General features: G+C 59.4%; 10 protein-coding genes, 4 tRNA genes and 1 pseudogene. 8 read left to right on the forward strand and 7 right to left on the reverse strand.

Annotated elements, in window-relative coordinates; genetic code table 11:
* The coding region (locus tag B7L72_RS06100) for an EAL domain-containing protein (RefSeq protein WP_081193232.1) at positions 1-2,412 on the forward strand (2,412 nt) is incomplete at its 5' end.
* A 94-nt stretch (positions 2,413-2,506) separates the two neighbouring features.
* On the opposite strand, the gene B7L72_RS06105 is transcribed toward B7L72_RS06100, so the two are convergent.
* The 4 genes from B7L72_RS06105 to B7L72_RS06120 form a co-directional block, all read right to left on the reverse strand.
* Positions 2,507-2,581 (reverse strand) — tRNA-His (locus tag B7L72_RS06105).
* Between the two features lie 32 nt (positions 2,582-2,613).
* A tRNA-His gene (locus B7L72_RS06110) sits at positions 2,614-2,688 on the reverse strand.
* A gap of 57 nt (positions 2,689-2,745) precedes the next feature.
* A tRNA-Arg gene (locus tag B7L72_RS06115) sits at positions 2,746-2,822 on the reverse strand.
* 96 nt (positions 2,823-2,918) lie between these two features.
* A tRNA-Pro gene (locus tag B7L72_RS06120) sits at positions 2,919-2,995 on the reverse strand.
* Positions 2,996-3,200: 205 nt separating this feature from the next.
* Between B7L72_RS06120 and folD the strand changes: the two genes are divergently transcribed.
* Entirely contained in the window at positions 3,201-4,061 is an 861-nt protein-coding gene (gene folD, locus B7L72_RS06125; protein WP_081193234.1) for a bifunctional methylenetetrahydrofolate dehydrogenase/methenyltetrahydrofolate cyclohydrolase FolD, read from the forward strand.
* A 48-nt stretch (positions 4,062-4,109) separates the two neighbouring features.
* Positions 4,110-4,817 carry a 5'-methylthioadenosine/S-adenosylhomocysteine nucleosidase gene (gene mtnN, locus B7L72_RS06130; protein ID WP_016913792.1) on the forward strand — a complete coding sequence of 236 codons (708 nt, stop codon included), beginning with the start codon at positions 4,110-4,112 and terminating at the stop codon, positions 4,815-4,817.
* Between the two features lie 42 nt (positions 4,818-4,859).
* On the opposite strand, the gene pyrC is transcribed toward mtnN, so the two are convergent.
* Entirely contained in the window at positions 4,860-5,897 is a 1,038-nt protein-coding gene (gene pyrC, locus B7L72_RS06135; RefSeq protein ID WP_081193236.1) for a dihydroorotase, read from the reverse strand.
* Between the two features lie 150 nt (positions 5,898-6,047).
* Between pyrC and B7L72_RS06140 the strand changes: the two genes are divergently transcribed.
* From B7L72_RS06140 to B7L72_RS06150, 3 genes and pseudogenes are all read left to right on the forward strand, one after another.
* On the forward strand, positions 6,048-6,464 hold the full coding sequence (locus tag B7L72_RS06140; protein ID WP_016913790.1) for a hypothetical protein: 417 nt from the start codon (positions 6,048-6,050) through the stop codon (positions 6,462-6,464).
* Between the two features lie 6 nt (positions 6,465-6,470).
* A pseudogene (locus B7L72_RS06145) lies at positions 6,471-7,741 on the forward strand (ATP-binding protein).
* A gap of 37 nt (positions 7,742-7,778) precedes the next feature.
* Positions 7,779-8,318, forward strand: coding sequence for a response regulator transcription factor (locus tag B7L72_RS06150; protein WP_016913788.1), 540 nt, complete (start codon positions 7,779-7,781; stop codon positions 8,316-8,318).
* On the opposite strand, the gene B7L72_RS06155 is transcribed toward B7L72_RS06150, so the two are convergent.
* Entirely contained in the window at positions 8,315-9,088 is a 774-nt protein-coding gene (locus B7L72_RS06155; RefSeq protein ID WP_016913787.1) for a 3-hydroxybutyrate dehydrogenase, read from the reverse strand. The two genes, B7L72_RS06150 and B7L72_RS06155, sit on opposite strands and share 4 nt — an antisense overlap.
* A 93-nt stretch (positions 9,089-9,181) precedes the next feature.
* Positions 9,182-9,613 carry a [NiFe]-hydrogenase assembly chaperone HybE gene (hybE, locus tag B7L72_RS06160; protein WP_081193238.1) on the reverse strand — a complete coding sequence of 144 codons (432 nt, stop codon included), beginning with the start codon at positions 9,611-9,613 and terminating at the stop codon, positions 9,182-9,184.
* A gap of 149 nt (positions 9,614-9,762) precedes the next feature.
* Here hybE and B7L72_RS06165 point away from each other — a divergent pair, with 149 nt between their 5' ends.
* Together B7L72_RS06165 and B7L72_RS06170 are read left to right on the forward strand one after the other, a co-directional pair.
* On the forward strand, positions 9,763-10,026 hold the full coding sequence (locus tag B7L72_RS06165) for a GrxA family glutaredoxin (RefSeq protein WP_016913785.1): 264 nt from the start codon (positions 9,763-9,765) through the stop codon (positions 10,024-10,026).
* A gap of 129 nt (positions 10,027-10,155) precedes the next feature.
* A partial coding sequence (locus B7L72_RS06170) for a DUF1338 domain-containing protein (protein WP_081193240.1) occupies positions 10,156-10,717 on the forward strand: 562 nt, incomplete at its 3' end.

The raw sequence follows: 10,717 nt of genomic DNA on the forward strand, positions 1-10,717 counted from the left end.
CCCGCCCACCTTGTCACCGGCATCTGGGGCACGCTGGCACTGCCCTGGGTGGCTAACCTGGAAGCGCTGGGCACCTCGCTAAGCCGCTGGGAGCAGTTTCAAGTTCAGCTCATGGGCGTGATTGTGTGCGGCGCATGGAGCTTTGGCATCGCCTGGCTACTGCTAAAGCTGAGCAAGCGCATCATGCCTCTGCGAGTTTCACCCGATGCCGAAAAGATGGGGCTCAATCTGGCGGAACATGGCGCCAAAAATGAGCTGCATCAGCTCCTCGAACACATGCGCCAACATGAACGCCAGGGCGACATGCGCCAGCGTATCGACGCCGACCCGTTTACCGAGGTAGGGGAAATCGCTGCCAGCTACAATCGAGTATCCGCCGCCCTGGAGCGCGCCGTAGGTCACACCCGCGTCATGCTGCGTAACCTGCGTGACGGCGTCTTAACCTGGCAGGCAGATGGCACGCTTACCAGCCTCAACCCTGGCGCCGAGGCCTTGTTCGGCGTACAAGCCCAACAGCTCATTGGGCAGCCCATCAGCACGCTGTTACCCCGCCGCTCCCTGGCGCCTGGCACACGGTTGGAAATCAAGCGACGCACCGAAGACCAACAGGTACGCTATCTCGAAATTCAGGTCAGCGAGGGGGCTGCCGGGTCACACTCGGAACGTTCAGGCATGGTGCGCGACATCACCGAGCGAAAACTGCTGCAGGAGCAGCTGAATCGAGAGCGCGATCTTGCCCGCACCACGCTCGCCTCCATTGGCGACGGGGTGATCACCTGCGATGCCAGTGGCAACATTACCTTCATGAACAGCGAGGCGCAGCGTTTGACCGGCTGGGACGCCAGCGATGCCCTGAACAAACCGATTCACCGTATCTATCAGCTGCGTGACGAACATAGCGACGAACCAATCAACAATCCCGCCCGCCATGTCCTGACCCAGCATCGTCCACTTCAATACACCGACCCCAGCATGCTGCTGCACCGCAATGGCAAGCGCTACCCGCTCCAGCACAGCGCATCGCCTATTCGCTCGCGTAGCGGTATCACCCTGGGTGCCGTCGTGGTCTTTCAGGATGTCAGCCTGACGCGCAAGCTCTCCGAACAGCTCAGCTATCAGGCCTCCCACGACAACTTGACCGAACTGGTCAATCGCCGCGCCTTCGAGTCGCTGCTCGGCAAACTACTGGCACAGCCGGGAGGCGACCACACGCTTTGCTACCTGGACCTGGATCAGTTCAAGATCGTCAATGACACCTGCGGCCACCAGGCTGGTGATGAGCTGCTTCGTCAGGTGGCTCGCAAGCTGAAAGCGCATGTCCGCAGTAGCGATACCGTGGCACGTCTGGGGGGCGATGAGTTTGCGCTACTGCTGCCCGATTGCTCGTTGGAAAAGGCCAAACTAATTTGCGAAGCGCTACGCAGCGATATAGAGCAGTTCCGCTTTGCCTGGCAGGAGCACACCTTCGGCATCGGTGTCAGCATTGGGCTCGTCACCATTACCTCAGCCCACCCCATGCGCCTTGCCGACACGCTGCATGCGGCCGACGCGGCTTGCTACAGCGCCAAGGAGGCAGGCCGCAACCGGATCCACTGCTACCAGCCCGACGACCAGCTACTGCTGGAAAGACACGGGGAACTGCAGTGGGTACAGCGCTTGCAAAATGCTCTGGACAACGACACTTTCCGCCTGTTTGCACAGCCAATCTACCCTGTGTGCGCCCCTCACAAGGGATATCAGGAGATTTTGATACGTTTGGAAGAGCATGGTCAGCTGATCACCCCCGGCAGCTTTTTACCCGCCGCCGAACGCTACCATTTCATGCCACGCATCGACCGCTGGGTCATTCGCAACACGCTGGCCTGGCTAAGTGACCGCTGCCGCAGTGCCGAACCCGATATCGTTGGTCGCTGGGGGATCAACCTGTCTGGCGATTCATTGTCCGACAGCGATTTCTGTCATGAGCTGATTCGCCAGGTACGCGCCGCCAAATTACCCCCTGGCACTCTGTGCTTCGAGATCACCGAAAGCGCTGCCATCGCGCAGCTCTCGAAAGTCAGCGAGCTGATTCAAACCTTGAAGTCGATGGGCTGCCATTTTGCGCTGGATGATTTTGGAACCGGCCTGTCGTCGTTTGGCTATCTCAAACAGCTATCGGTCGACTATCTCAAGATCGATGGCCGCTTCATCCGCAATCTGCACCAGGACCCCATTGATTGCGCCATGGTGGAAGCCATTCACGCCGTGGGCAAGGCCCTGCATATCGAAACGGTGGCTGAATTCGTGGAAACGCAGGAAACCCTGGATAAGCTACACGAACTGGGCATCGACTATGCGCAAGGCTATCTTTTGGGCACACCCATGGAAATAACACGCGCGGAGGGAAGTAACATCAAAGTCATGCCAAGATAATCGTGCCACAGTAGGCGACGAAGGATAGGCAGATGATTGAAAACAACGAGGAGAGTAGAACGAGAGTTTCGAGGAAGAAACATGATCAGGTTAATGGGGTGGATGATGGGGATCGAACCCACGACCACCGGAGCCACAATCCGGGGCTCTACCACTGAGCTACACCCACCACAACCTGGATACTGCAGAACGTCTTGTCGATGGGGTAGATGATGGGGATCGAACCCACGACCACCGGAGCCACAATCCGGGGCTCTACCACTGAGCTACACCCACCATGACAAAACAGATGCTTGATAATAACGACAGGAGAATACGATTTCGCATTCTTGATGGCACGCCCAGCAGGACTCGAACCCGCAACCTACGGCTTAGAAGGCCGTTGCTCTATCCGGTTGAGCTATGGGCGCACATAATGTATCCAAAGATACCGATGAGCACTTGACCACAACCAAAGCCTGGAAAGCAGTGTTACTTTTAACTTCAAGTAATCGGCTTCAAGTAAATGGTCGGGATGGAGGGATTCGAACCCCCGACATCCTGCTCCCAAAGCAGGCGCGCTACCAGACTGCGCTACATCCCGATACTTGCCTTGAACGCTGCTGCGTGTCCCGTCTCAAGCGAGGCATATATTACTATTTCTGATTCTAAAGTCAACACTTAAAGCGTTTGATTCGATCGATGCTTTGCCTGACCGCCCGGCCATGCGAAAATTGCACAGCCGAATTGCTCGCTTGCCGAGCCATATCTTTTGTTCGCTTCTCCATTTTCAATAGGGATCTCACTACATGACCGCCCAACTCATCGATGGTAAAGCCATCGCCGCTCATGTCCGTCAACGCGTTGCCGCCCGCATTCAGGCACGTCAGCAGGAAGGTGTGCGTGCGCCCGGACTAGCCGTGGTCGTGGTCGGCGAGGACCCAGCCTCACATGTCTATGTCAATAACAAGCACCGCGCCTGTGAGCAGGCAGGCATTCTCTCTTTCCAACACGCCCTGCCCTCGGATACCTCACAATCCGCCCTCGAAGCGCTGGTAGACGAACTCAACGCCGACCCCAGCGTCGACGGCATCCTGGTGCAGCTCCCTTTGGCGGCCCATCTCGATGCCGGCCCCATTCTGGAGCGCATCCGGCCCGACAAGGACGTAGATGGCTTCCACCCCTACAACCTTGGCCGCCTGGCCCAGCGGCTGCCTTCTCTACGCCCCTGCACACCCAAGGGCATCATGACCCTGCTGACGCAAAGCGGCATTGCCGTACGCGGCATGGATGCCACGGTCGTCGGCGCCTCCAATATCGTCGGTCGCCCCATGGCGCTAGAACTTATGCTGGCAGGCTGCACAACGACGGTCTGCCACCGTTTTACACGCGACCTGGCAAGCCACGTCAGCCGTGCAGACCTGGTGGTGGTCGCCGTCGGAAAACCGGGTATCGTGAAGGGTGAATGGATCAAACCCGGCGCGGTGGTCATCGATGTGGGCATCAACCGCCAGGACGATGGCCGCCTGATTGGCGACGTGGACTTTACCGCAGCGGTCGAGCGCGCCAGCTACATTACTCCCGTGCCCGGCGGCGTAGGCCCCATGACGGTAGCCACTCTGCTCGAAAACACGCTGGAAGCCGCTGAGCGACACGATCAGCAGCATTGAACCCGGCAACGAACGCCTTATCCCCACCGACTCGCGGAGAACATCACGGTGCAACGTATTGGTATCATTGGCGCCATGGCGCAAGAAGTGAACATTCTGGCGAGCCAACTGGCGAGCGCTGAGCGTGCCGAGCATGCAGGCTTCGTGTTTCATACCGGCACGCTGCATGGCCTGGAGGTGGTCATTCTCCAATCTGGCATCGGCAAGGTGAACGCCGCTGTGGGAACCGCCATTCTGCTGGAACGCTACCAGCCAGACGCCATCATCAACACCGGGTCTGCAGGCGGGTTTGCCACAGACCTGGCCATTGGTGATGTGATCATTTCGGACGAAGTGCGCCACCATGACGTAGATGCCACGGTCTTTGGCTATGCCCTGGGACAGGTGCCCGGCATGCCAGAGGCTTACCCGGCCAGCGAACACCTGCGCAGCGTGGCACGCAGCGCCATTGCGGCCCTGGGCGAAGTGACGGTGCGAGAAGGCATGGTCGCCACCGGCGATTCGTTCATGGCCGACCCGGAGCGGGTAGCCAGGACCCGCGCCCAGTTCCCCACCATGCTGGCGGTCGAGATGGAAGGTGCCGCCATTGCCCAGACCTGTCATCTGTATGGCTGCCCCTTCGTGGTGATTCGCGCCCTGTCCGACATCCCGGGCAGCGGTGACAACCACCTCTCCTTCGAGCAGTTCCTCGAAGTGGCCGCCGACCACTCTTCACGCATGGTCAACCAGATGCTGTCGAAGCTGGCCAGCGAATGACTCTGCCCCCCCCATCGCCGCCAGGCGATGGGGACTGACCTCTTACGCCTCCATCTGCCACGCCAGGGTTTCACCCGCCTGCAAAGGCACGATGGTCTGCCCTGCGGCATAAGGGTAGCTTTCCGGCAGTTGCCAATCACGGCGCACCAACGTAATCGTGTCGGCATTGGGCGCTAGCCCATAAAAACGCGGCCCATTCAGGCTGGCAAAGGCCTCCAGCTTGTCCAGTGCCCCAACCGACTCGAACGCCATGGCGTAAAGCTCGATAGCGGCAGGTGCCGTATAGGCGCCGGCGCAGCCACAGCTTGACTCCTTGTCGCCCTTGGCGTGAGGAGCGCTGTCGGTCCCCAGGAAGAATTTCGCACTGCTGCTGGTGGCCGCTTTCAACAGCGCTTGACGATGCTGCTCACGTTTCAGGATTGGCAGGCAGTAGTAGTGAGGACGAATGCCCCCGGCCAGCATCTGGTTACGATTGAACAACAGATGGTGAGCGGTGATGGTCGCTGCGACATTGTCCGACGCGTCAGCGACGAATTCAGCGGCCTGCTGCGTCGTAATGTGTTCGAACACGACCTTCAACGTCGGGTGACGAGCCAACAGAGGCTTCATGACACGCTCGATGAACACGGCTTCACGGTCGAAGATGTCGATATCATGGTCGGTCACTTCACCATGCACCAGCAACGGCATTCCCAGCCGCGCCATGGTGGCAATGGCTGCGTCGCAATGAGCGATATCGGTGACGCCGGAAGCCGAGTTGGTCGTTGCCCCCGCCGGATAGAGCTTGACCGCTTTGACCACGCCGCTGGCGACAGCCCGTTCGATCTCTTCTGCGGGCGTCGTGTCGGTGAGGTACAACACCATCAGCGGCTCGAACGCACTGCCCGCCGGCAAGGCCGCCAGGATACGTTCACGATAGGCCATGGCCTGCTCGGTCGTGGTCACCGGCGGTTTGAGGTTGGGCATGATGATGGCCCGCCCCATCTGGGCTGCGGTATGGCCTACCACCGCATTCAGCGCCTCGTCGTCGCGAAGGTGAAGGTGCCAATCGTCGGGGCGAGTGATCGTGATAGCGTCCACGGCAAGTCCTGTCTTGAAAGTGAAAGAGGGGTGTCACGGCTGCACAGTATACCCAATCGCCCCGCGGGATAAATCTGCACACGACCCCCACAGGCCCAGCCAAGTGTCGTATCATGACGCCACGTTGTAAGACCAAGGATGCTGTTGTTTATGCAGAACGTACGACGCTATGCGGATGTCATTGCCAGCATAGAGGGGTTGGTGTGGCTAGGCCTTGCCTGGTCGATCTCCATTTCCATGTATCAACAAAGTACCGAGCCGACGCTGGCCATGTTGTTCGTGGTAGGCGCGCTGCTGCTGTTCAGTTGGGCACACCGACCGCTGCGCTACCTGCTGATGCGTTACCATATCCGCAAGCGGCGCACCGACATGTGGATGCATACCCTGGCCCTGCCCCTGTTGCTGGCCATGTTTTTCCATATCCTGCTGGAAACGCTGTTGGGGAGTGCCTGGCTGCCACCCAAGATATTGCTGTTCAACCTGCTGGCATCGGCGGGTTGGTTAACCTTCGTCATGACGCTATTCATCAAGTTCGTGATTCATAGCGTCAAGACATCGAACAAGTAATCGTCCATGGCTACCGCCCTGCCCCTACCGCTCTCCACGCCCAACCGCAATCTGGTCCGGCTGACCATCGTCCGGGGGATTACCTGGACGGGCTTTCTGATGGCGATCATCGTCGGCATCGAGCTGCTGGCGTTCAATCTGCCGGTCACGGCGGTGGTCAGCGTAGTCATTGCCATGGGCATGCTGAACATTGCCACCTGGTGGCGGCTGGGCCGCCCCAGGGCGGTCACCCATATCGAGTATCTGGCCCACCTGCTGGCAGACATTACCGGCCTGACGCTGCTGTTCTATTTTTCCGGGGGGTCTACCAACCCTTTCATCACCTACTACCTGGTGCCGGTGACCATTGCCGCTGCCACGCTGCCGTGGCGACATGCCTGGATCATTGCTGCCTGTGCCATGGGCGGCTATACCTTCCTGATGTTTTCTACCACCCCATTCCGCAGCTAGGTCATATCAGCAGTGACGGCCCTTTAAGCCTGCACGTGCTGGGCATGTGGCTCAATTTTGGCCTGTCGGCAGGGCTCGTGACTTTTTTCATCTACAAGATGGCCCATGCCCTACGCAGCCGCGACAAGGCACTGTCACGCACCCGGGAAGCCGCGCTACGCAACGAGCAGGTGCTGGCAGTGGCCACTCAGGCCGCCGGCACCGCCCATGAGCTGGGCACGCCGCTGTCGACCATGGCCGTGCTGTTGAAGGAGATGCAGACCGATGTAGCGCAAGGCTCTGCGCTCGCCGATGACATCGCACTGCTGCGTCAGCAGGTGGATATCTGCAAATCCCGGCTGCAGCACCTGGTCAACAACGCCGACCGACGCCGCATGGCCGAACCGGAAATCCTCGATGCCGAGATATGGCTGGCCGGCGTGGTTCAGCGCTGGCTGGTGATTCGTCCTGACGTCAACCACCATTTCGACGTGGCCGAGCGGCGGGGACGGCCGTGGATTGCCGTGGACGCCACCCTCGATCAGGCGCTCACCAACCTGCTCAACAACGCCGCCGACGCCAACCCCGAGCACATCGCCATTCGCCTGGATTGGCACGAGGAAAGCGTCGTGATCGATATCCGCGACCATGGCCCCGGTATCGCCATGTCGATTGCCGACCAGCTGGGCGACACCTTCGTGTCGACCAAGAGCAAGGGAATGGGCATCGGGCTTTTTCTGACGCACGCCACGATCAATCGGTTTGGTGGCGGTGTCAGCCTGTATAATCACCCGGAAGGGGGAACACTGACGGAAGTGACGCTGCCACGCTGCTCCGCACCGGGCTAGCCTGCCATCAGTGCCAAGTCAGACCATCGAGGATGCCATGCAGAACCAAGACCAGCGCCTGTTGATCGTGGATGATGATGAAATGTTCTGTCACGTACTGAGCCGCGCGTTGACGCGCCGTGGCTTCGAGGTGATGGTGGCCCATGACGCCGACCAAGCCATGGCGACCGCCGCGCAGTTCCTGCCCACCATGGCCACACTGGATTTGAAGCTCGAGCACAGCTCGGGGCTCAAACTGCTGCCCGAGCTGCTCAACACCGTGCCGGGCTGCCGTATCGTCGTACTCACCGGCTACTCCAGCATTGCCACCGCCGTCGAAGCCATCAAGCTGGGAGCCATCAACTACTTGTGCAAACCCGCCGACGCCGATGACGTCATGGCGGCCTTCGAGCACCCGGAAGCCGACCCCAACGTGGAGCTGGCCGACAACCCGCCCTCGATCAACCGCATTACCTGGGAACACATCCAGAAAGTGCTACAGGAGCACGATGGCAACATTTCGGCCACGGCAAGAGCCCTTGGCATGCATCGCCGGACGCTTCAGCGCAAGCTGCAGAAGCGCCCGGTACGCCGTTAGTGGGCGGTCCAGCCCAGGTCGATGTTCCAGCTGGCACCGGTCACTGCGCCCGCAGCATCCGACGCCAGATAGGCGACTAGCTGGGCCACTTCGGAAGGCTCGATCAGGCGTTTTACCGCTGCGTTTTTCAGCATGATCTTCTCGATCACTTCCTGCTCACCCATATTATTGAGCTTTGCCTGGTCGGCAATCTGATTGTCGACCAGCGGCGTCTTGACGTAGGCCGGACAAATGGCATTGGCCGTGATGCCCTGCTCACCCCCTTCGAGGGCCGCCGTCTTGGTCAGACCGATCATGCCGTGCTTGGCACTGATGTAGGCGGCCTTGCCGGGTGAGGCTACCTGGGCATGGATAGAGGCGATATTGATGACTCGCCCCCACCCCTTCTGACGCATGTGCGGCCAGGCCGCCTGGGTCAGAAGGAAAGGCGCGGTCAACATCAGGTCGATGATTTGCCGCCACTTCTCCTCTGGAAAAGACTCGATGGCCGCCACGTGCTGAATACCGGCATTGTTCACCAGGATATCCACGCCACCAAAGCGCTTCACGGCGTCGGCAATGGCACCACGGCAGGCGTCCGGGTCGGTCAAATCGGCCTTGTAGAACGCCGCACCGGCCTGATCGGCCACCTCCTGACCTGCCTCGTTGAAATCCACTGCCAAGACCTGGTGACCCTGCTCGCAAAAATGCTGGACTACGGCGGCACCAATACCGCTGCTGGTACCGGTGACGACTGCAACACGGGGCGTTGACGCTTTATCTGCTGACATGCAGGCTTCCTTTTATCGAATCGACTGAAATGAAGGTATAAACGCTTAAAATTATAGGTGCAGTCTCGGGCTTCTGCCTTCTACCGAGTAAACTCAGAGAGTAGCAGGTGACATCAACTGCTCCATCATGCGCTGGGCAAGCCGAGACGCCTCTTGCAGGCTCTCCAGCTCGCTCAGGTCGTTCAGAATGCAACGCTGATAGAACTCGATACCGTTCGGCAAGCGCTCGAGCGTCATCCGATAACGGCCAGACGGCAAGGACACCACCAGGCTCTCTTCCAGGGGGGCCGACAGCGTTGCCTGCTCAGGCACCACCAGCATCCATAATGCACACGGGGTAATCAGCGCACCGACCAGGGTGCTGGCGCCGTTGATTCGCACCTCGCCGTATTGAAAACACAGCGCATCGACGCTCAATCGAGGGTTGTAGTGCGCCTCCTTTTTCAGCGCCGCTAACGATGCGTCTCGGTAGCTGTTCGCCAACTCGGCCAGATAGCCATAGTCCTGGGCCTGCAAGGCTTGCATGAGAGTACTCCTGTGAACGCTCGGTGTTGCTCGCCCCCATTGTAGGGCTTTATGGAGAGCGTAGCGTCCTGCTATTGGCGAAACACGCCGGGCTACGCCACAATGGGCGCTACTGTACAAGTCATACCTCATTCAACGGAGTCATTACCATGTTCGTGGTTATTTTTGGGCGTATGTCCTGCCCCTTCTGTGTACGCGCCAAACAGCTTGCCGAGCATCTGGAAAACAGTGGCAAGATCGAAGGCTATCGCTACGTCGACATGCCTTCCGAAGGCGTTACCAAGGAAGATATTGCCAAAACGGCTGGCAAGCCCATCCACACCGTGCCGCAAGTCTTCATCGACCAGCAGCACGTGGGCGGTTACACCGAGTTCGACCAGTTCGTTCGCGACAAGCAGCTGCTTGCCTCCTGACCCTGCCTGATCATCCGGCGTTAAAACCTCCATCGATTCGCGTTGAAGCCGCCAAGGCTCGCTTGCCTATACTAAGCGTTCGATAACCGTGTTCGTTTTACCCAGGCCAGTAGGCGGCGAGGAATACCGATGCAGCGCGAGGAGTTTTTACAACAGCTTTGGCTGGACTATATCCACAATCATCCGGATATCGGTGCACTCAGGCTATGGCCCATCAGCACCAGCGCAGAATACCTGACGCTGGTAACGCTAAACCATGGCCCTTTCGCTACCAGTGCGCTTAGCGCCCCCTTGGCCAGAATGGGCTATCGTTCCGTTGGCCACTACGCCATGGCTGACAAAGGGTTACTGATTCACCTGCTGGCACCCAACGATGACAGTAGCTGGCTGGTGCTGGCGGAGCTGCAGGTCGGGGCCCTCTCCAGAACACCCAGAGAAGCCCTGACCGCTCTGATACAGCAGAGCCACCCCGCCGACTGCAAGGGCCACAACCTGCTGTGCCGAGGGCGCCCGTGGCCCATGCCAAGCTGGGCACTCTATCAACAGCTGTATACGGCACACCCATTGGCTGCCTGGCTGGCCGTCATGGGACCACGCCTGCATCATGCCGGATTCGATTGCGCCACGCTGGATGCCTCGCTGGACGCACTGGGCCTACAGCTGGAACACGTGGGGCTGCATGCCCTCGATA

Source organism: Halomonas sp. BC1 (genome assembly GCF_002078135.1).
Lineage (GTDB): Bacteria > Pseudomonadota > Gammaproteobacteria > Pseudomonadales > Halomonadaceae > Vreelandella > Vreelandella stevensii.

What these genes read in the sequence shown, in the direction of transcription:
- folD (WP_081193234.1), top strand. Translation starts at nt 3,201, where the DNA reads ATGACCGCCCAACTCATCGATGGTAAAGCCATCGCCGCTCATGTCCGT.
- B7L72_RS06140 (WP_016913790.1), top strand. Translation starts at nt 6,048, where the DNA reads ATGCAGAACGTACGACGCTATGCGGATGTCATTGCCAGCATAGAGGGG.
- B7L72_RS06150 (WP_016913788.1), top strand. Translation starts at nt 7,779, where the DNA reads ATGCAGAACCAAGACCAGCGCCTGTTGATCGTGGATGATGATGAAATG.
- B7L72_RS06155 (WP_016913787.1), bottom strand. Translation starts at nt 9,088, where the DNA reads ATGTCAGCAGATAAAGCGTCAACGCCCCGTGTTGCAGTCGTCACCGGT.
- hybE (WP_081193238.1), bottom strand. Translation starts at nt 9,613, where the DNA reads ATGCAAGCCTTGCAGGCCCAGGACTATGGCTATCTGGCCGAGTTGGCG.
- B7L72_RS06165 (WP_016913785.1), top strand. Translation starts at nt 9,763, where the DNA reads ATGTTCGTGGTTATTTTTGGGCGTATGTCCTGCCCCTTCTGTGTACGC.